Genomic DNA, 19398 nt, shown 5'->3' on the forward strand with positions numbered 1-19398 from the left:
GTAATACGTTTTTCTGATGATAAATTGCACAATGGCGGCGCAAAGGCTGCGCAATGGCGGTGCGCGAGCGTAAATTTTGTGAAGAACATGGCAAGAGACGGTTGGCCTGGTTAGCATGAAGGATGTCTGGCATGAGCTGGATCGCAGCACTGAGAGGAGAGCGTAATGGAGAAGTGGCGTTACTGGATGCTAGGGATCTGTCTGGTCAGCACGGCCAGCAGCGTATGGGCCGATTCGCTGGATCAGCAGCGACAGCGCTATGCGCAAATCAAGCAAGCCTGGGATAACAAACAGATGGACCAGGTGACGCAGCTGATGCCGACGCTGCAGGATTATCCGCTCTACCCGTATCTGCAATATCGCCTGCTGGCGCAGGACCTCGATCAAGAGACGCCGCTGGCGGTGAAGAACTTTATTCAACAGTATCCCACGCTGCCACCGGCGCGCTCGCTCTCCACGCGCTTTGTGAATGTGCTGGCGAACCGTCAGGATTGGCAGGGCGTGCTCAGCTTCAGCCCGGATGAACCCAAGCCGGTGCAGGCGCGCTGTAACTGGTATTACGCCAAGTGGGCCACTGGCCAGCAGCAGGCGGCATTTGCCGGTGCGAAAGAGATTTGGCTGCGCGGCACCGCATTGCCGAACGACTGCGACAAACTGTTCTCGGTATGGCAGGCCAGCGGGCAACTCTCGCCGATTACCATCCTCGAGCGCATTCGTCTGGCGATGAAAGCCGGTAATGACAGTCTGGTGAATTACCTGGCGAAAATGCTGCCGGCGGATTATCAAACCACCGCCAGCGCGCTGATTGCGCTGCAGCAGAATCCGCAAACCGTTACCACCTTTGCCAGCACCATGGGGCCAACCGATTTCACCCGCATGGCGACCAGCTACGCCTTCGCCCGCGTGGCGCGTGAGGATATGGATAACGCGCGCATGATGATCCCGCAGCTGGTGCAGGCGCAGAAGATGAGCCAGGCCGATGAGCAGGATCTGAAAGAGACTGTGGTGTGGCGCATGATGGGCGCGGATCTCACCAGCGAGCAGGCACGCTGGCGTGATGCGGTGGTGATGAACAGCGAATCCACCGCGCTGGTGGAGCGCCGCGTACGGCTGGCGCTGAGCCAGAACGATCGTCGTGGTCTCAATACCTGGATCGCACGTTTGCCGGTGGAAGCCAAAGAGAAGGATGAGTGGCAATACTGGCAGGCAGATTTGCTGATTTCGCAGGGCCGCAAAGAGGAAGCCAACGATATTCTGCGTAAGCTGATGCAGGCGCGCGGCTTCTATCCGATGGTCGCGGCGCAGCGCTTGGGCGTGGAGTATCCGTTGCAGGTCGATAAGGCCCCAGCAGCCGACAGCAGCGTGACGCAAGGCGCGGAAATGGCACGCGTGCGCGAGCTGATGTATTGGGGATTGGATAACCTGGCGCGCAGTGAATGGGCTAATCTGATCTCCAGCAAAACCCGTTCGCAGCAGCAGATGCTGGCGCGTTACGCCAACGAGCAGGATTGGTGGGATCTCAGCGTGCAGGCCACCATCACCGCGAAAATGTGGGATAGCCTAAAAGAGCGCTTCCCGCTGGCGTGGCAAAACCTGTATCAGCAATACACCAGCGACAAAGGCATTCCGCAGAGTTATGCGATGGCGATTTCGCGTCAGGAGAGCGCGTGGAACCCAAAAGCGCGTTCACCGGTGGGCGCCAGCGGATTGATGCAGGTGATGCCTGGCACAGCGACGCATACCGTGAAGATGTATAACATTCCCGGCTATGTGAACAGCAGCCAGCTGCTGGATCCGCAGACCAATATTCAGATCGGGACGCAGTATCTGGAGTACGTCTATCAGCAGTTTGGTCAGAATCGCATCTTCTCCACGGCCGCCTATAACGCCGGTCCGGGACGCGTGCGCAGCTGGCAGAAAACCAGCGGCGGTAATCTGGATGCGGTGGCGTTTATCGAAACCATTCCGTTCTCAGAAACGCGTGGCTACGTGAAAAACGTGCTGGCCTACGATGCCTATTACCGCTACTTCATGGGCAAGCCGGACAAGATTCTCGCCGACAGTGAGTGGAATCGCCAGTATTGACTGTGCTATGCTTCCGTACTCGTTAATGAGTACGGAAGCCCTTCATGAGCCAACCCCTTTCTTCCCAGCCGGAATCGGCTCAGCCTGTTGAAGATAACTGGCTGCGTTTTATCGAACTGATGCAAAACGCGTTTGCCGATGGCGTAGCGCTGCCGTTATTACAACTGATGATGACGCCGGATGAACGTGAATCCTACGGGACGCGTTTGCGCATTATTGAAGAGTTGATGAGCGGCGAGATGAGCCAGCGTGAACTGAAGAATGAGTTGGGCGTGGGCATTGCCACCATTACACGTGGCTCTAACAGCCTGAAAGAGGCGCCGCCAGAGCTAAAACGCTGGCTGGAAGCGCGTCTTGGCCGCGATTAACGCTGGCTGTACAGCGGATGCGTGAACGGACATAGCGCCAGAATCAACGCCTGATGGTAGACGCTGGAGCGGCTCAGCAGGCCGTGGGTTAAGGCTCCAATCGCGCCGCCTTTGTGTTTGATATTCTCCACGCCGGTTAAGCGTGCCATCTCATCACCCAATTCATGCCCGGCAGCTAAGCCTGTCACGACAATCGGCGGCAGCGTAAAGCTGGCCGAACGTGATTCCCCGCGCTGCTGCGCGTTTTCAATCACCATCCACGCAAAGGCGCAATCGCCTTCAATGCCCGCTTCAATCGCCACCCAGTAATCGGCCTGTGGACGCGCCTGACGCGCGTTCTCTACCCGCTGGCGTGCGCCAGTTCGCGTTTCAACATCACTAAGTGGCTGGGCTGCGACGCCGCTCTCGACCTCAACCCCTTCGATGTGGCAGGATCCTTCGCCGAAAACGTCGTTGAACGCCTGAGCAATCGCGCGAATTTTTGCCGGGTTGATGGTGGCTGCGACAACATGGTACATAATTGTTTGAACCCTCGAGGCAAATTTGTCGCAGTATAACGGAAATTAAGCATGCTACAGGTCTATCTTGTTCGTCACGGTGAAACGGTATGGAATGCGGCCCGACGCATTCAGGGGCAGTCTGACAGCCCGTTAACGGAAAAAGGTGAGCAGCAGGCGCATCAGGTGGGCGAGCGGGTGAAATCGCTGGGCATTACTCACGTGATAGCCAGCGATTTGGGACGTACGCGGCGTACGGCAGAGATTATCGCCGACGCGTGTGGCTGCACCGTTACGCTCGATGCGCGTCTGCGTGAGCTGAATATGGGCTGCCTGGAACAACGTCCACTCGACGGCTTAACCGAAGAAGAGGAAAACTGGCGTAAAACGCTGGTGGATGGCACTACGGCTGGGCGTATTCCGGGTGGCGAATCGATGGCGGAAATGGCAGCGCGTATGCACGAAGCGCTGAATGCGCTGCTTGAGCTGCCTGCGGGTAGCCGTCCGCTGATTGTCAGCCACGGCATGGCGCTGGGCGTGCTGGTCAGCACCATTCTCGGTTTGCCTGCGCATGCGGAGCGTCGTTTACGTCTGCGTAACTGCTCGATTTCACGCGTGGATCATCAGCAGAGCGCGTGGCTGGCGGCCGGTTGGGTGGTTGAGACGGCGGGGGATGTGTCGCATCTGGATGCGCCTGCGCTGGATGAGTTGCAGCGCTGATCGGATGTGATGAATAAAGAGGTCGCCATGAATGGCGACCCTACGAACGGATTAATGGTTCTGTGGGCGAATCGGAATCAGGTATTCACAGCGGATTTCCGTTGGCGGCTCGCTCCGCTTCTTACCACCGTGCGTGAAGAAACGCTCGATGTCCTGTCCCTGACGACGCACTAACCCCAGCGTCGGCATGCAGGTGCCGTACAGCAGCAGGATGAATTCACCCAGCGCGCTGCGCGCACCGTTGTAGGTGAACTGAACATAATCGCCCGCTTCCAACACCACGCTCTGATTCGACTGCATGCTTTTTGCCAGCTGATCGGCAGGCACCGCAGTGGTGTAGAGAATCTCCTGCTCATCATCCTTTTCCTGGCTGGCACGCACCTGATGCAGGCCGTACAGCACCGGCGGCACCGTGTCGGTTTCCAGCAGGAACTGTTTCCAGAAATGCATGCGCATCTCATCGCGGTAGCTGGAAATCTGCTCCAGCGTGCAGGAGTAACTCTGCGTTTGGCCGACCAGCACTGTTTCAGGCAGCGTAACAAACTGCGCTTCCGGAATGCTGTTATCGTCGAGGCGAATCGGTGGGCGAATGCCAAACGAGTTCCACTCCGACGAGCGACGATACCAGGCAGGCGTTTGATTGAACTGCTTTTTAAACGCACGGGTAAAGGTCTGCTGCGAGTCGAAGCGATATTGTAAAGCGATGTCGAGGATGGGGCGGCTGGTCAGGCGTAATGCCACCGCGGCTTTCGACAGCCGACGCGCGCGAATATACGCACCAATCGCGTGGCTGGTTACTTCCTTGAACATCCGCTGCAGATGCCACTTGGAATAGCCTGCTTTCTGCGCAACGTGATCTAATGAAAGCGGTTGATCCAGATGGCTCTCCAGCCAGACAAGCAAATCGCGAATGATACCGGCTTGGTCCATAAAACATCCTCATAACTCTCTGGTGGCGCAACTATGAAGTCGTCGAATAATAGCACGAAATGCACAAAAGCGTGGGGGCGGTTTGCTAATCGAGTGTGCTAAGTCAATGCGGGTTGAAACCCGTTTAGATTTGGTTCTGTATTCGATTGACAGTACATTACATTCTCATCTATTCGATTGGCAATGGTAACTCAATGACAATAGCTCGTATTCTTATAATCACGTTGGCAACATATGCATTCAGTGCTGGCGTTCAGGCCGAAGAGATCGGCTCAGTTGACACGGTGTTCAAGATATTCGGCCCAGATCATAAGATCGTGGTGGAAGCCTTCGATGACCCGGACGTAAAAAATGTAACCTGTTATATCAGCCGGGCAAAAACCGGCGGTATCAAAGGGGGATTAGGTTTGGCGGAAGACACGTCCGACGCGGCCATCTCCTGTCAACAGGTGGGACCGGTAGAGCTTAGCGAGAAAATCGCACAAGGCAAGGCACAAGGTGAAGTGGTATTCAAAAAGCGCACATCGCTGGTGTTTAAGAAGCTGCAGGTGGTGCGCTTCTTTGACCAGAAACGTCATGCGCTGGTGTACCTAAGCTATTCTGACAAAGTGGTGGATGGATCGCCGAAAAATGCGCTGAGCGCCGTGCCGATTATGCCATGGCATTAATGCAGACATAAAAAAACGCCCTGACGGGCGTTTTTTCTTTCAACTCTTAATCCTGCAATTCGCCGCAGAAGCGGTAACCTTCGCCGTGAATAGTGGCAATGATTTCTGGCGTATCTGGGGTGGATTCGAAATGCTTACGGATGCGGCGGATGGTGACATCCACGGTACGGTCATGCGGCTTCAGCTCGCGGCCGGTCATCTTCTTCAGTAAGTCACCACGCGTCTGGATTTTGCCTGGGTTCTCACAGAAGTGCAGCATGGCGCGGAATTCACTGCGCGGCAGCTTGTACTGGTCGCCGTTCGGGCTGATCAGTGAGCGGCTGTTGATATCCAGCTCCCAACCATTAAAGCGATAACTTTCAACCGTACGGCGCTCTTCGCTTGGCATCGCCAGATTCATGGTACGCGACAGCAAATTGCGTGCACGAATCGTCAACTCGCGCGGGTTGAACGGTTTGGTGATGTAATCATCGGCACCGATTTCCAGACCGAGGATTTTATCCACTTCATTATCACGGCCGGTCAGGAACATCAGCGCGACGTTTGCTTGTTCACGCAGTTCGCGTGCCAGCAGTAAACCGTTTTTACCTGGCAGATTGATATCCATAATCACCAGGTTGACGTCATTTTCCGTCAAAACCTGATGCATCTCGGCGCCGTCGGTGGCTTCATAGACCACGTAACCTTCTGCCTCAAAGATACTTTTGAGGGTGTTACGCGTGACCAGTTCGTCTTCAACGATAAGAATGTGCGGGGTCTGCATGTTTCGCTACCTAAAATTTGCCAACAAATCGAAAACAGGGCGTACGTCGGTTACGCTATTTTGCTGCAACCGGTATACGAAATAATCTTCGGAATACACCATCCATCTACGTCAACTTCAGTGTTAGCTCAGCCAGTCAGGATGGATATTTGCACGCCCCGAGGATATCGGACAGGCGCTCATCCTAACCGTATTAACAGCAACCTAACAGCACCAACAACAACCGATAAGCATAAAAACAACGCTTCGTTGACTTATATCAAATGCAAGTGTAGCACGTTAACACTTTTATGAAAAACTTCTCCAGGATTGCTAGTTTAGCTCACAAAATGCAGCATTTTTGCTACATTTATCCCCTATACAACCAAAACTAAAACACGCAGGAAATTATATTTCAATGATATGAAAGAAAAGGGTTTTATATTAAATAGGCCATATAATTTTGCTTATGCCTGCTAATTCCCACTACAGCTGGATTTATCCCGCTTTTAACATCGTTAACATCTTATTTTCTCTGTTAGCCGCAGTTGGTATTTTCTCTCCTGCATGCCAACATAATGCGAGTTGTTAACAGTTCGATGGAAAAATCATGCATTTCCCCTTAATCCTTGTCTCTCCCGCCCGTCCGGAAAATATCGGAGCGGCTGCCCGCGCCATGAAAACCATGGGTTTTACCGAACTGCGCATTGTGGCCAGCGATGCCTGGCAAGATCCGGCAGCACGCCGCGTGGCGCACGGCGCCGGTGAGATTCTCGATAACGTCAAAACCTACGCCACGCTGAGCGAGGCGCTAAAGGATGTTGATTTTTCCGTGGCAACTACCGCGCGCAGCCGTGCGAAATTCCGCTATTACGCCACGCCTGCGCAGGTTGAAAACATCCTGCAGGAGAAGCGCCAATGGCTGAGCCGCATCGCGCTGGTGTTTGGCCGTGAAGACAGTGGCTTAACCAATGAAGAGCTGGAGCAGGTTGATCTGTTGACCGGCATCCCGATGGCCAATGATTATCCGTCGTTGAATCTCGGTCAGGCGGTGATGGTGTATTGCTATCAACTGTCAGCGCTCAATCAGATAGCGGCTGAGACTGCGGAAGTGGCGAACGAGCACCAACTGCAGGCATTGCGCCAGCGCTTCCACCAGTTGCTGGTTAAGCTGGATGTGAGTGATGACGTCAAAATGGCGGACTGGATCGATCAGCGTATCGGCCTGCTGGAACAGCGTGACAGCGCCATGCTGCATCGTTTGTTACATGACGTAGAAAAAAAACTTATAGATAATTGCTCGGATAAATCCTGAGTTGCTAGTGACTGATGCGGGAATCCGCCGCATCTCCTGAACAATCGCAATAATTTTTGCTTTATTAAGCGCAGCACTGCGCAGCGCCAGGGATGGCGCGGCTAAGACAAATTCGTTGACTTAACGTGCGCTTTGCTTTACTTCTGGAAGGCAGACGGACAAGACAAAGACAGACAGAAAAAAATCTAAATGCGTAAACTCAGCCTGAACACCACAATTATTATTACCACCACCATTACCACAGGTAACGGTGCGGGCTGACGCATACAGGAAAAACAAAGAAAAAAGCCCGCACCTAAACAGTGCGGGCTTTTTTTTCGGCAAAAATTCAGGAGAGCTTTAACTATGCGAGTGCTGAAATTCGGCGGAACCTCAGTAGCCAATGCGGAACGTTTTCTCCGTGTGGCGGATATTCTGGAAAGCAATGCACAACAGGGACAGGTTGCGACCGTTCTCTCTGCACCAGCAAAAATTACCAATCATCTGGTGGCGATGATTGAGAAAACCATCAGCGGCCTCGACACCTTGCCGAATATCAGTGATGCCGAACGTATTTTTGCCGACCTGCTGCAAGGCTTGCGTGACGCGCAGCCGGGCTTTGATTACGACGGACTGAAAACCCGCGTTGAGCTGGAGTTTGCGCAGCTGAAACAGGTGCTGCACGGCATCAGCCTTCTGGGCCAATGCCCGGACGCCGTTAATGCCGCCATCATCTGCCGTGGCGAAAAGTTATCGATCGCCATTATGGAAGCGCTGCTGCAGGCGCGCGGCCACAAAGTCACCGTGATCGATCCGGTGGAGAAGTTGCTGGCGATTGGTCATTACCTTGAATCCACCGTTGATATCGCCGAATCCACACGTCGCATTGCCGCCAGCCAGATCCCGGCCGATCACTTTATCCTGATGGCCGGTTTCACCGCCGGGAACGAGAAAGGCGAACTGGTGGTGCTGGGCCGTAACGGCTCTGATTACTCCGCCGCGGTGTTGGCTGCGTGTTTGCGCGCTGACTGTTGTGAAATCTGGACCGATGTTGACGGCGTTTATACCTGCGACCCGCGGCAGGTACCTGACGCGCGCTTACTGAAATCGATGTCGTATCAGGAGGCGATGGAGCTCTCTTATTTTGGCGCCAAAGTGCTGCATCCGCGTACCATCGCACCTATCGCCCAGTTCCAGATTCCTTGCCTGATCAAAAACACCGCTAACCCGCAAGCGCCGGGCACCTTAATTGGTGGCGAAGGCGAGTTGGATGAAAATCCGGTGAAAGGCATTACTAACCTGAATAACATGGCGATGTTCAACGTGTCAGGTCCGGGCATGAAAGGCATGGTCGGCATGGCGGCGCGCGTTTTCGCGGCGATGTCACGCACCGGTATTTCAGTGGTGCTGATCACCCAATCCTCTTCGGAATACAGCATCAGCTTCTGCGTACCGCAAAGCGAGCAGGCGCGTGCGCGTCGCGTGCTGGAGGAGGAGTTCTATCTGGAGTTGAAAGATGGCTTACTCGATCCGCTGGACGTGCTGGAACAGCTGGCGGTGATCTCGGTGGTCGGTGATGGCATGCGCACGCTGCGCGGCATCTCGGCCAAATTCTTCTCGGCGCTGGCGCGTGCCAATATCAATATCGTGGCGATTGCGCAGGGCTCGTCTGAGCGTTCCATCTCGGTGGTAGTGAGCAACGATGAAGTCACCACCGGCGTGCGTGTGGTGCATCAGATGCTGTTCGCTACCGATCAGGTGATTGAAGTGTTCGTGGTGGGCGTTGGCGGTGTGGGCGCAGCGTTGCTGGATCAGCTGCATCGTCAGCAGACTTGGCTGAAACAGAAGCATATCGATCTGCGCGTGTGCGGCATCGCTAACTCGCGGGCGCTGTTGACCAACGTACACGGTATCGATCTCAGCAACTGGAAGGCAGAACTGAACGAAGCCAAAGAGCCGTTCAATCTCGGTCGCCTGATGCGTTTGGTGAAAGAGTATCATCTGCTAAACCCGGTGATCGTCGATTGTACCTCCAGCCAGGCGGTTGCCGATCAATATGCCGATTTCCTCGCCGAAGGTTTCCACGTGGTGACGCCGAACAAAAAGGCCAACACCTCGTCGTGGAACTACTACCAGCAGATGCGGGCAGCGGCAGCGAAATCGCGCCGTAAATTCCTGTACGACACCAACGTTGGCGCCGGTTTGCCGGTGATCGAAAACCTGCAAAACCTGATGAACGCCGGTGATGAACTGATCAAGTTCTCCGGTATTCTGTCAGGTTCGCTCTCCTTTATCTTCGGCAAGCTTGATGAAGGCGTTTCGCTGTCGGAAGCAACCAAAATGGCGCGCGAGATGGGCTTTACCGAGCCGGATCCGCGTGACGATCTTTCTGGCACCGATGTGGCGCGTAAACTACTGATTCTTGCACGTGAAGCGGGACATCAGCTGGAGCTCAGTGATATCGAAATCGAACCGCTGCTGCCCGCCAGTCTGACCGAGATCGCTGACGTTGAGCAGTTTATGGAGCGTCTGCCGGAACTGGATAACGCCTTTGCCGCGCGCGTTGCCAAAGCGCGTGACGAAGGTAAAGTATTACGCTTCGTCGGCGCGATTGAAGAAGGCGGCGTTTGCAAAGTGAAGATTGATGCGGTGGACGGCAACGATCCACTGTACAAAGTGAAAAATGGTGAGAATGCGCTGGCATTCTACAGCCGCTACTATCAGCCCATCCCGCTGGTTCTGCGTGGATATGGCGCGGGAAATGATGTCACAGCAGCAGGCGTGTTTGCGGACCTGCTGCGTACGCTGTCGTGGAAGTTGGGAGTTTGATGATGGTAAAAATTTATGCACCGGCCTCGATAGGTAACGTCAGCGTCGGCTTTGATGTGCTGGGCGCGGCGGTTTCGCCGGTGGATGGTACCTTGTTGGGTGACTGCGTTTCCGTCGAAGCCGCCGACAGCTTCAGCCTGGTAAACTCCGGGCGCTTTGTCAGCAAACTGCCGACCAATCCGCAGGAGAACATCGTTTATCAGTGCTGGGAGCGTTTTTGCCAGGCGATTGGTAAACACGTTCCGGTGGCGATGACGCTTGAAAAAAATATGCCGATCGGTTCCGGGCTCGGATCGAGCGCCTGTTCGGTGGTTGCTGGCTTGATGGCGATGAACGAATTCTGCGGCAAACCGCTCAACGATACCGAACTGCTGGCGTTGATGGGCGAGCTGGAAGGGCGTATTTCCGGCAGCGTACACTTTGATAATGTTGCACCGTGCTTCCTTGGCGGCGTGCAGCTGATGATTGAAGAGAACGGCATTATCAGTCAGGACGTGCCGTGCTTTGACGAATGGCTGTGGGTGATGGCGTATCCGGGGATTAAAGTCTCCACCGCCGAAGCGCGCGCCATTCTGCCGGCACAATATCGCAAAGAGGATGCCATCAAGCATGGTCGCCTGCTGGCGGGCTTTATTCATGCCTGTCATACGCGTCAGTCAGGGCTTGCGGCTAAACTTATGCAGGATGTTATCGCTGAGCCGTATCGCACCAAACTGCTGCCAGGCTTCGCCGATGCGCGTAAAGCGGCGCAGGATATTGGCGCGCTGGCCTGCGGTATTTCGGGTTCCGGCCCGACACTTTTCGCTGTTTGCAACGAGATGGCAACGGCACAGCGGATGGCGGACTGGCTAAGCCAGCACTATCTGCAGAATGAAGAAGGTTTCGTCCACATCTGCCGTCTTGATACGGCTGGCGCACGTAAATTGGGATAACGCATGAAACTCTACAACCTTAAGGATCACAACGAGCAGGTTAGTTTTGCTCAGGCCGTGAAACAGGGCCTTGGCTCGCAGCAAGGGCTGTTTTTCCCGCTCGAACTGCCGGAATTCGAACTGACCGATATCGATGCCATGCTGGAGATGGATTTCGTCAGCCGCAGCAGCAAAATTCTCTCTGCCTATATTGGTGATGAAATTGCCGCGCATCAGCTGGCCGAGCGAGTGAAAAACGCCTTTGCTTTCCCGGCACCAGTGGCGAAGGTCAGCGATGATGTGGCTTGCCTCGAGCTATTCCACGGTCCAACGCTGGCGTTCAAAGACTTCGGCGGCCGCTTTATGGCGCAGATGCTCTCCTATGTGAGCGGTGCGGATGAGCAGATCACCATTCTGACCGCCACGTCCGGCGATACCGGCGCAGCGGTGGCGCATGCCTTCTACGGCATGGAAAACGTGCGCGTGGTGATTCTCTATCCACAGGGCAAAATCAGCCCGCTGCAGGAGAAACTGTTCTGTACGCTGGGCGGCAACATCGAAACCATCGCGGTTGAAGGCGATTTCGATGCGTGTCAGGCGTTGGTGAAACAGGCGTTTGATGATGAAGAACTGAAGAAGGCGATTGGCCTGAACTCGGCGAACTCGATCAACATCAGCCGTCTGCTGGCGCAGATTTGCTACTACTTTGAAGCGGTAGCGCAGCTGCCACAAGAGAAGCGCAATCAGCTGGTGGTCTCGGTGCCGAGCGGCAACTTTGGTGACTTAACGGCGGGTTTGCTGGCGAAATCATTGGGTCTGCCGATCAAGCGCTTTATCGCGGCGACCAATGCGAACGATACCGTACCACGCTTCCTCGGCAACGGCGCATGGCAGCCAAACGCCACGGTAGCAACGCTGTCGAACGCCATGGATGTCAGCCAGCCAAACAACTGGCCGCGCGTGGAAGAGCTGTTCCGCCGCAAAACCTGGCGTTTGACCGATCTGGCGTACGGCGCGGTGTCTGATGAAACCACCAAATCCACCATGCGCGAGCTGGCTGAGATTGGCTACATCTCTGAACCGCATGCAGCGATTGCTTATCGTCTGCTGCGCGACAACCTGCAGGAGGGCGAATATGGCCTGTTCCTCGGCACTGCGCATCCGGCGAAGTTCAAAGAGAGCGTGGACGAGATTTTAGGTCAGGATCTGCCGCTGCCGAAAGAGCTGGCCGAGCGCGCCGACTTGCCGCTGCTGTCGCACAATCTGAAAGGCGATTTCGCTGAACTGCGCGCGTTTTTGCTGAAGTAAGTGCTCGTTGTCCCCCATCCCGGCCTTCCCCCGCAAGCGGGGGAAGGAGATGCTGCCACATGCAGCTTCCCAACTATCATATTGCAGCATCTTCCTCCCCCATTTATGGGGGAGGACCAAGGAGGGGGACAGCAAGCACAGACCGAGGAGGGGGACAGCGCTCGCTGAACTATTTCTGCTCGCGGCGCTTGAACACCAATTCGTTCTCGCTGCTTTCCGCCCCATCAAGAAAATACCCATCCACATCGAATTTCTTCAGCTGCGCTGGCTTGGTCAGGCGGTTCTGAATCACATAGCGGCTCATCAAACCGCGCGCTTTCTTGGCGTAGAAGCTGATGACTTTGAACTTGCCGTTCTTCTCATCCAGGAACACCGGCTTGATCAACTCGGCGTTGAGTTTCTTCGGCTTGATGGCTTTGAAATATTCATCGGATGCCAGATTGATCAGCACGTCATCACCTTGCTCAGCAATCGCCTCGTTTAACTTCTCGGTCAGCAAATCGCCCCAGAAACCATAAAGATCTTTGCCAGCCGGATTGGCCAGCTTGATGCCCATTTCAAGGCGATAAGGTTGCATCAAATCAAGCGGACGCAGCAGACCGTATAATCCGGACAACATGCGCAGGTGCTGCTGGGCAAAATCGAAATCGTTGTCACTAAAGGTTTCGGCCTGCAAACCGGTATACACATCGCCTTTAAACGCCAGAATCGCCTGACGCGCATTCTCCAGCGAGAAGGGCGGCTGCCATTGGTTAAAACGATCGGCATTCAGGTGCGCCAGCTTGTCGCTGATACCCATCAGTGAACTGATCTGCGACGGTGAAAGATCGCGCGCAACGTCAATTAATTGGTGTGATTTTTCTAACAGCGCCGGTTGGGTAAAACGTTGTGTCGCCAGCGGGCTTTCATAGTCCAGTGTCTTCGCTGGCGAGATAACCATCAGCATCGTGTACGTCCTCTTTGACCCGCAGGTTAATCAGGGAATTGAAGGGAAAAATGTCGCAAAGAGTGTAGCAAAAAAGCGGCATGGATCGGCTAATCGCTCCCATTTGTTAGCGCTATCGTAAAGGGCACTTCGTGGTGTTGCGCCGTCACTTGTGCGTGATATTATCGCAACAGCCTTTTACACCCTGACAGTCAACCTAAGAGAAAGAGAACCATGACGGACAAACTTACTTCCTTGCGTCAGCTGACTACTGTGGTCGCCGACACCGGTGATATCGCGGCAATGAAGCTTTACCAGCCGCAAGATGCGACCACCAACCCTTCTTTGATTCTCAACGCCGCTCAAATCCCTGAATACCGCAAACTGATCGACGAAGCCATTACCTGGGCGCGTCAGCAGAGCAGCAACAAAGAAGAACAACTGGCGCTGGTATCAGACAAGCTGGCCGTCAACATTGGTCTGGAAATTCTCAAACTGATTCCAGGTCGCATCTCGACAGAAGTGGATGCGCGCCTCTCTTACGACACTGAAGCGAGCATCGCTAAAGCGCGTAGCCTGATCAAACTGTACAACGATGCGGGCATTAGCAATGACCGTATCCTGATCAAACTGGCGTCAACCTGGCAGGGTATCCGTGCTGCTGAGCAGCTGGAAAAAGAAGGCATCAACTGTAACCTGACGCTGCTGTTCTCCTTCGCGCAGGCGCGTGCGTGTGCCGAAGCCGGCGTGTTCCTGATCTCTCCATTCGTTGGCCGTATCCTCGACTGGTACAAGCAGAACACCGATAAGAAAGAGTACGCAGCACACGAAGATCCAGGCGTGGTATCTGTGGCTGAAATCTACAACTACTACAAGCAACACGGCTATGAAACCGTGGTGATGGGCGCGAGCTTCCGTAACGTTGGCGAAATCATTGAGCTGGCGGGCTGCGACCGTCTGACCATCTCTCCGGGCCTGCTGAAAGAGCTGGCTGAGAGCGAAGGTACCGTTGAGCGTAAACTGAGCTACACCGGCGAAGTGAAAGCGCGTCCAGCGAAGATGACTGAAGCTGAGTTCTTCTGGCAGCATAACCAGGATCCAATGGCGGTGACCAAACTGGCTGAAGGTATCCGCAACTTTGCCATCGATCAGGGCAAACTTGAGAAGATGATCGCCGAACTGCTGTAAGGTGATTGGCCGTGGCGGCGACAGGCTGCCACGGTTTTACGTTTTTCCCGCACTTCCTGTATTATCCTTTTACTTCCCACGTCATTTGCTGCCTTGCAGCCAACCACAGCGATAACTCTATGGATACTTTACGAATTGGATTAATTTCCGTTTCCGATCGTGCTGCTAACGGCATCTATCAGGATCAGGGCATTCCGGCGTTAGAGAGCTGGCTCGCCGCCGCGCTGGCGACGCCGTTTGAAATCGAAACGCGTCTGGTGCCGGATGAGCAACCCATGATTGAGCAGGCGATCTGCGAGCTGGTCGATGAGCTGTTCTGCAATTTGGTGCTCACCACCGGCGGTACCGGGCCTGCGCGACGTGATGTAACGCCAGATGCCACGCTGGCGGTCGCCGACCGTGAAATGCCAGGCTTCGGCGAGCAGATGCGTCAAATCAGCCTGCAATTTGTGCCGACCGCCATTTTGTCGCGTCAGGTTGGCGTGATTCGCAAGCAGTCGCTAATCCTCAATCTGCCGGGTCAGCCGAAATCCATTAAAGAGACGCTGGAAGGACTAAAAGCGGAAGATGGAACGGTGAAGGTGCCGGGAATTTTTGCTGCTGTACCTTATTGTTTACAGCTGCTGGAAGGGCCCTATGTGGAAACACATGCCGATGTGGTAGCAGCTTTTCGCCCCAAAAGCGCCCGTCGTGAGACAAATGACTAAAAATCGGCATTTTCAGGCATAAAATCCAGCGGCACTGGTGTGGCAAAATATTGACGGTATAGTAATCCAATCTTTACATAAGTTGTTTTGCCTCTGGATACCGCTGGATTATGGATACGCACGCAACGCGTCGACTCAATGGACAGGATTACAAAACCCTGTCGCTGGCCGCCCTTGGTGGGGCGCTGGAATTCTACGACTTCATTATCTTCGTCTTCTTTGCCGCCGTGATCGGCGAGCTGTTCTTCCCGCCTGATATCCCCGAATGGCTGCGTCAGGTGCAGACCTTCGCCATCTTTGCTGCCGGTTATCTGGCGCGTCCGTTAGGCGGCATCATCATGGCGCACTTTGGTGACAAGGTTGGGCGTAAGAAGATGTTCAGCCTCAGCATTCTGTTGATGGCGCTGCCGACGTTAGCAATGGGTGCATTGCCCACTTATGCCAGCATCGGCATCGCTGCGCCGCTGTTGATGTTGCTGATGCGCGTGCTGCAAGGCGCGGCTATTGGCGGTGAAGTGCCAGGCGCGTGGGTGTTTGTCGCCGAACATGTGCCCGAAAAACGCATCGGTTTTGCCTGCGGCACGCTGACGGCGGGCTTAACCGCCGGCATTCTGCTCGGTTCGCTGGTGGCAACGGTTTTGAATACCACGCTGTCGCCTGCTGCGATTCGCGATCACGGCTGGCGCATTCCCTTCTTCCTCGGCGGGGTGTTTGGCCTGCTGGCGATGTATCTGCGTCGCTGGCTGCATGAAACGCCGGTGTTCCAGCAGATGCAGCAGCGCAAAGCGCTGGCAGAAAAAATGCCGCTGCAAACCATCCTAGCCAGTCATAAGCGCGGCATTGTGATTTCGATGCTGCTGACCTGGCTGCTGTCGGCCTGCATTGTTGTGGTGATTTTGATGGCGCCAACGCTGATGCAGAAACAGCACGGCATTCCTGCCGCGCTCAGTCTGCAAGCCAACAGCTTCGCCACCATTATGCTGCTGCTGGGTTGCGTTATCGCCGGATGGCTGGTGGATCGTTTTGGTGCGGCGCGATCGCTGATGGTTGGTTCATTACTGCTGGCGATCGGCAGCTGGAACTTCTTCCATCAACTGGGCAGCACGCCGGAAATGCTGTTTATCTGGTATGGCTTAGCGGGCCTGAGCGTTGGCGTGGTAGGCGTGGTGCCGTTTGTTATGGTGCGCGCGTTTCCGGCGGCAGTGCGCTTTACCGGCATCTCGTTCTCTTACAATGTTGCTTACGCGATTTTTGGTGGCCTGACGCCAATTAGCGTGACGCTGATGATGAGCCTGACGCCAATGGCACCGGCCTGGTATGTGCTGGCGCTGGCGGTGATTGGCTTTATGGTGGGCATCTGGCTGTGGCGCGATAGCCGTCAGCAGCATGCGCAGTTGGATATGTCGCTGCACTCGTCATAATGCAAAAAGCGGAGCCAAGCAGCTCCGCTTTTTCATTTGTTACTCGCCAATCGGCAATACCGTACGACCAAACTTCTCATTCAATACTTCGCCCATCGCCAGATAGAACGCGCTCGATCCGCAAATGATGCCAACCCAGCCAGCAAAGCGCAGCAGCCCCGCGTTATCGGTCAGGTGGCCGATAGCCAGCAGCGCAAACAACAGCGTCAGGCTGGCGAAGATGAACTGCAACATTTTCGGTGAGTTGAGCGTGCCGAGGAACAGGAACACGGTGAACACGCCCCACAGCGCGAGATAGGCGCCAAGGAAGTGGCCGTCGGCTGCCTCTGCCAGCCCCAGTTTCGGCAGCAGCAGAATCGCCACTAACGTTAACCAGAAGCTGCCGTAAGAGGTAAAGGCGGTCAGCCCGAAGGTGTTGCCTTTCTTATACTCCAGCAGCCCGGCAAAAATTTGCGCGATGCCGCCGTAGAAAATACCCATCGCCAGGATGATCACATCCATCGCAAACAGGCCAGTGTTGTGTAAGTTGAGCAGGATGGTGGTCATACCGAATCCCATCAGGCCCAACGGGGCGGGATTCGCCAGCGTGATATTGCTCATAATTCCTCAGAAGCAGCGTTGAAGATGTTGTCAATGTTTTACCCCCGCACAAACCGCTGGTGGCGCGAGGCGCTGCATAATAAGCGGCCTCTTTTTGGCCAACTTTGATCTGAATCGACCAGAGAATGAAATTTTTTTTAGTTTTAACCCTTGATGCGCATCGAACCGGCCCCATTTACTTGTCATCGAGCGTTGTGAGGCAGCAAAAAAAGCCTGCTTCAGCAGTTGAAAGTGGTCAGTTTGACCGCATCTCTGTTTCACAACCCTAATTGGCAAAGAATTTAAGTGGGAGATGTTTAGATGGGTAAGATTATTGGTATTGACTTGGGTACAACCAACTCATGTGTTGCAGTTATGGATGGTGGTAAAGCACGCGTGCTGGAAAACGCCGAAGGCGACCGCACCACGCCGTCGATCATTGCGTATGCACAGGATGGCGAAACTCTGGTTGGTTCACCGGCTAAACGTCAGTCTGTGACCAACCCGCAGAATACCCTGTTTGCGATTAAGCGCCTGATTGGCCGTCGCTTCCAGGACGAAGAAGTACAGCGTGATATCAAAATCATGCCTTACAAAATCATCGGCGCGGATAATGGCGACGCATGGCTGGACGTGAAAGGCCAGAAAATGGCACCGCCGCAGATCTCTGCTGAAGTGCTGAAAAAGATGAAGAAAACCGCGGAAGATTTCCTCGGTGAAGCAGTCACTGAAGCGGTTATCACCGTTCCAGCTTACTTCAACGATGCGCAGCGTCAGGCGACCAAAGACGCCGGCCGTATCGCGGGTCTGGAAGTAAAACGTATCATCAACGAACCAACCGCAGCTGCACTGGCTTACGGTCTGGATAAAGGTCAGGGCAACCGCACCATCGCGGTATACGACCTGGGCGGCGGTACTTTCGATATCTCAATCATTGAGATCGACGACGTTGATGGCGAGAAAACCTTTGAAGTTCTGGCAACCAACGGTGATACCCACCTGGGTGGTGAAGACTTCGATAGCCGTCTGATTAACTATCTGGTGGCCGAATTTAAGAAAGATCAGGGCATCGATCTGCACAACGATCCGCTGGCCATGCAGCGTCTGAAAGAAGCGGCAGAGAAAGCCAAAATCGAGCTCTCTTCAGCCCAGCAGACTGACGTTAACCTGCCGTATATCACGGCGGATGCGACCGGTCCTAAGCACCTGAACATCAAAGTAACGCGTGCGAAACTGGAATCACTGGTTGAGGATTTGGTTTCTCGCTCAATCGAGCCGTTGAAAGTGGCTCTGCAAGATGCGGGTCTGTCTGTTTCAGACATCAACGACGTGATCCTGGTAGGCGGTCAAACGCGTATGCCAATGGTTCAGGCTAAAGTGACTGAGTTCTTCGGTAAAGAGCCACGTAAAGACGTGAACCCGGATGAAGCAGTAGCTGTTGGTGCTGCGGTTCAGGGTGGCGTGTTGGCGGGTGAAGTGAAAGACGTTCTGCTGCTGGACGTAACTCCGCTGTCGCTGGGTATCGAAACCATGGGCGGCGTGATGACGTCGCTGATCAGCAAGAACACCACCATCCCAACTAAGCACAGTCAGGTGTTCTCGACTGCTGAAGATAACCAGTCTGCCGTGACCATTCACGTGCTGCAGGGTGAGCGTAAGCGTTCAGGCGATAACAAATCACTGGGCCAGTTCAACCTCGACGGTATCCAGGCTGCACCGCGCGGTATGCCGCAGATCGAAGTCACCTTCGATATTGATGCGGATGGTATCCTGCACGTGTCGGCGAAAGACAAAAACAGCGGTAAAGAGCAGAAGATCACCATCAAGGCTTCTTCTGGTCTGAATGAAGAAGAGATCGAAAAAATGGTGCGTGACGCGGAAGCGAACGCCGAGTCTGACCGCAAGTTCGAAGAGCTGGTTCAGACCCGTAACCAGGGCGATCAGATTTCGCACAGCACCCGTAAGCAACTGGACGAAGCGGGCGACAAACTGTCTGCAGACGACAAAGCACCAATCGAAGCGGCGTTGACCGAGCTGAACACCGCGCTGAAAGGCGAAGACAAAGCGGAAATCGAAGCCAAAATGCAGGCATTGATGGAAGTGTCCAGCAAACTGATGGAGCTGGCACAGCAGCAGGGTCAGGCAGCTGATGCAGGCGATGCTTCTGCACAGAAAGAAGACGACGTTGTCGACGCTGAGTTCGAAGAAGTTAAAGACAAAAAATAA

General features: G+C 54.5%; 18 protein-coding genes and 1 other annotated feature. Of the genes, 13 read left to right on the top strand and 5 right to left on the bottom strand.

Translation table 11 applies throughout. The features are described 5' to 3' along the window. The first annotated feature begins 165 nt into the window (after positions 1-165). Together sltY and trpR are read left to right on the top strand one after the other, a co-directional pair. Positions 166-2085, top strand: a complete 1920-nt coding sequence (sltY, locus tag PanJK_RS16060; protein WP_154193039.1) for a murein transglycosylase — start codon at positions 166-168, stop codon at positions 2083-2085. A 44-nt stretch (positions 2086-2129) separates the two neighbouring features. Further along, positions 2130-2453, top strand: a complete 324-nt coding sequence (gene trpR / locus PanJK_RS16065) for a trp operon repressor (RefSeq protein WP_008108696.1) — start codon at positions 2130-2132, stop codon at positions 2451-2453. Here trpR and yjjX read toward each other — a convergent pair. Further along, a complete protein-coding gene (yjjX, locus tag PanJK_RS16070; RefSeq protein WP_265301104.1) occupies positions 2450-2971 on the bottom strand; it encodes an inosine/xanthosine triphosphatase in 522 nt (173 codons plus the stop codon). The genes trpR and yjjX overlap by 4 nt on opposite strands. Positions 2972-3022: 51 nt before the next feature. On the opposite strand from yjjX, the gene gpmB reads away from it, so the two are divergent. After that, complete coding sequence (gene gpmB, locus PanJK_RS16075; protein WP_061718168.1) at positions 3023-3670, top strand: 2,3-diphosphoglycerate-dependent phosphoglycerate mutase GpmB; 648 nt, start codon at positions 3023-3025, stop codon at positions 3668-3670. Between the two features lie 51 nt (positions 3671-3721). On the opposite strand, the gene robA is transcribed toward gpmB, so the two are convergent. Further along, positions 3722-4600: an MDR efflux pump AcrAB transcriptional activator RobA gene (gene robA / locus PanJK_RS16080; protein WP_256698362.1), complete on the bottom strand. Its 879-nt coding sequence runs from the start codon at positions 4598-4600 to the stop codon at positions 3722-3724. A 194-nt stretch (positions 4601-4794) separates the two neighbouring features. Between robA and creA the strand changes: the two genes are divergently transcribed. Then, the gene (creA, locus tag PanJK_RS16085) at positions 4795-5268 is read left to right on the top strand and encodes a protein CreA (RefSeq protein WP_256698363.1); all 474 of its coding nucleotides are present in this window, start codon (positions 4795-4797) and stop codon (positions 5266-5268) included. Between the two features lie 46 nt (positions 5269-5314). On the opposite strand, the gene arcA is transcribed toward creA, so the two are convergent. Next, the gene (arcA, locus tag PanJK_RS16090) at positions 5315-6031 is read right to left on the bottom strand and encodes a two-component system response regulator ArcA (RefSeq protein ID WP_008108686.1); all 717 of its coding nucleotides are present in this window, start codon (positions 6029-6031) and stop codon (positions 5315-5317) included. 589 nt (positions 6032-6620) lie between these two features. On the opposite strand from arcA, the gene PanJK_RS16095 reads away from it, so the two are divergent. From PanJK_RS16095 to thrC, 5 genes are all read left to right on the top strand, one after another. Next, positions 6621-7325 carry a tRNA/rRNA methyltransferase gene (locus PanJK_RS16095; RefSeq protein ID WP_265301111.1) on the top strand — a complete coding sequence of 235 codons (705 nt, stop codon included), beginning with the start codon at positions 6621-6623 and terminating at the stop codon, positions 7323-7325. 189 nt (positions 7326-7514) lie between these two features. After that, complete coding sequence (gene thrL, locus PanJK_RS24010; protein WP_071531027.1) at positions 7515-7586, top strand: thr operon leader peptide; 72 nt, start codon at positions 7515-7517, stop codon at positions 7584-7586. Further along, positions 7522-7644, top strand: a sequence feature (Thr leader region). Its footprint overlaps the gene before it by 65 nt. A gap of 26 nt (positions 7645-7670) precedes the next feature. Further along, complete coding sequence (gene thrA / locus PanJK_RS16100) at positions 7671-10133, top strand: bifunctional aspartate kinase/homoserine dehydrogenase I (protein WP_179451946.1); 2463 nt, start codon at positions 7671-7673, stop codon at positions 10131-10133. A gap of 2 nt (positions 10134-10135) precedes the next feature. After that, positions 10136-11065 carry a homoserine kinase gene (thrB, locus tag PanJK_RS16105; protein ID WP_265301338.1) on the top strand — a complete coding sequence of 310 codons (930 nt, stop codon included), beginning with the start codon at positions 10136-10138 and terminating at the stop codon, positions 11063-11065. A gap of 3 nt (positions 11066-11068) precedes the next feature. Then, on the top strand, positions 11069-12352 hold the full coding sequence (gene thrC, locus PanJK_RS16110; RefSeq protein ID WP_154154288.1) for a threonine synthase: 1284 nt from the start codon (positions 11069-11071) through the stop codon (positions 12350-12352). Between the two features lie 169 nt (positions 12353-12521). On the opposite strand, the gene yaaA is transcribed toward thrC, so the two are convergent. Further along, positions 12522-13298: a peroxide stress protein YaaA gene (gene yaaA, locus PanJK_RS16115; RefSeq protein ID WP_256698365.1), complete on the bottom strand. Its 777-nt coding sequence runs from the start codon at positions 13296-13298 to the stop codon at positions 12522-12524. A gap of 213 nt (positions 13299-13511) precedes the next feature. On the opposite strand from yaaA, the gene tal reads away from it, so the two are divergent. The 3 genes from tal (at position 13512) to PanJK_RS16130 (ending at position 16593) form a co-directional block, all read left to right on the top strand. Next, a complete protein-coding gene (gene tal / locus PanJK_RS16120) occupies positions 13512-14465 on the top strand; it encodes a transaldolase (protein WP_061718163.1) in 954 nt (317 codons plus the stop codon). Between the two features lie 119 nt (positions 14466-14584). After that, entirely contained in the window at positions 14585-15172 is a 588-nt protein-coding gene (gene mog / locus PanJK_RS16125; RefSeq protein WP_154154282.1) for a molybdopterin adenylyltransferase, read from the top strand. 110 nt (positions 15173-15282) lie between these two features. After that, positions 15283-16593 carry an MFS transporter gene (locus tag PanJK_RS16130; protein ID WP_265301119.1) on the top strand — a complete coding sequence of 437 codons (1311 nt, stop codon included), beginning with the start codon at positions 15283-15285 and terminating at the stop codon, positions 16591-16593. Positions 16594-16632: 39 nt separating this feature from the next. Here PanJK_RS16130 and satP read toward each other — a convergent pair whose 3' ends face one another. After that, a complete protein-coding gene (gene satP / locus PanJK_RS16135) occupies positions 16633-17193 on the bottom strand; it encodes an acetate uptake transporter (protein WP_265301121.1) in 561 nt (186 codons plus the stop codon). 300 nt (positions 17194-17493) lie between these two features. On the opposite strand from satP, the gene dnaK reads away from it, so the two are divergent. Continuing rightward, positions 17494-19398 carry a molecular chaperone DnaK gene (gene dnaK / locus PanJK_RS16140; protein ID WP_256695562.1) on the top strand — a complete coding sequence of 635 codons (1905 nt, stop codon included), beginning with the start codon at positions 17494-17496 and terminating at the stop codon, positions 19396-19398.

This window comes from Pantoea sp. JK (assembly GCF_026130245.1).
In the GTDB taxonomy this organism is placed as follows: domain Bacteria; phylum Pseudomonadota; class Gammaproteobacteria; order Enterobacterales; family Enterobacteriaceae; genus Pantoea; species Pantoea trifolii.

What these genes read in the sequence shown, in the direction of transcription:
- dnaK (WP_256695562.1), top strand. Translation starts at nt 17,494, where the DNA reads ATGGGTAAGATTATTGGTATTGACTTGGGTACAACCAACTCATGTGTT.
- yaaA (WP_256698365.1), bottom strand. Translation starts at nt 13,298, where the DNA reads ATGCTGATGGTTATCTCGCCAGCGAAGACACTGGACTATGAAAGCCCG.
- thrB (WP_265301338.1), top strand. Translation starts at nt 10,136, where the DNA reads ATGGTAAAAATTTATGCACCGGCCTCGATAGGTAACGTCAGCGTCGGC.
- thrC (WP_154154288.1), top strand. Translation starts at nt 11,069, where the DNA reads ATGAAACTCTACAACCTTAAGGATCACAACGAGCAGGTTAGTTTTGCT.
- thrA (WP_179451946.1), top strand. Translation starts at nt 7,671, where the DNA reads ATGCGAGTGCTGAAATTCGGCGGAACCTCAGTAGCCAATGCGGAACGT.
- robA (WP_256698362.1), bottom strand. Translation starts at nt 4,600, where the DNA reads ATGGACCAAGCCGGTATCATTCGCGATTTGCTTGTCTGGCTGGAGAGC.
- mog (WP_154154282.1), top strand. Translation starts at nt 14,585, where the DNA reads ATGGATACTTTACGAATTGGATTAATTTCCGTTTCCGATCGTGCTGCT.
- tal (WP_061718163.1), top strand. Translation starts at nt 13,512, where the DNA reads ATGACGGACAAACTTACTTCCTTGCGTCAGCTGACTACTGTGGTCGCC.
- creA (WP_256698363.1), top strand. Translation starts at nt 4,795, where the DNA reads ATGACAATAGCTCGTATTCTTATAATCACGTTGGCAACATATGCATTC.
- yjjX (WP_265301104.1), bottom strand. Translation starts at nt 2,971, where the DNA reads ATGTACCATGTTGTCGCAGCCACCATCAACCCGGCAAAAATTCGCGCG.
- PanJK_RS16130 (WP_265301119.1), top strand. Translation starts at nt 15,283, where the DNA reads ATGGATACGCACGCAACGCGTCGACTCAATGGACAGGATTACAAAACC.
- arcA (WP_008108686.1), bottom strand. Translation starts at nt 6,031, where the DNA reads ATGCAGACCCCGCACATTCTTATCGTTGAAGACGAACTGGTCACGCGT.
- PanJK_RS16095 (WP_265301111.1), top strand. Translation starts at nt 6,621, where the DNA reads ATGCATTTCCCCTTAATCCTTGTCTCTCCCGCCCGTCCGGAAAATATC.
- trpR (WP_008108696.1), top strand. Translation starts at nt 2,130, where the DNA reads ATGAGCCAACCCCTTTCTTCCCAGCCGGAATCGGCTCAGCCTGTTGAA.
- sltY (WP_154193039.1), top strand. Translation starts at nt 166, where the DNA reads ATGGAGAAGTGGCGTTACTGGATGCTAGGGATCTGTCTGGTCAGCACG.
- satP (WP_265301121.1), bottom strand. Translation starts at nt 17,193, where the DNA reads ATGAGCAATATCACGCTGGCGAATCCCGCCCCGTTGGGCCTGATGGGA.
- gpmB (WP_061718168.1), top strand. Translation starts at nt 3,023, where the DNA reads ATGCTACAGGTCTATCTTGTTCGTCACGGTGAAACGGTATGGAATGCG.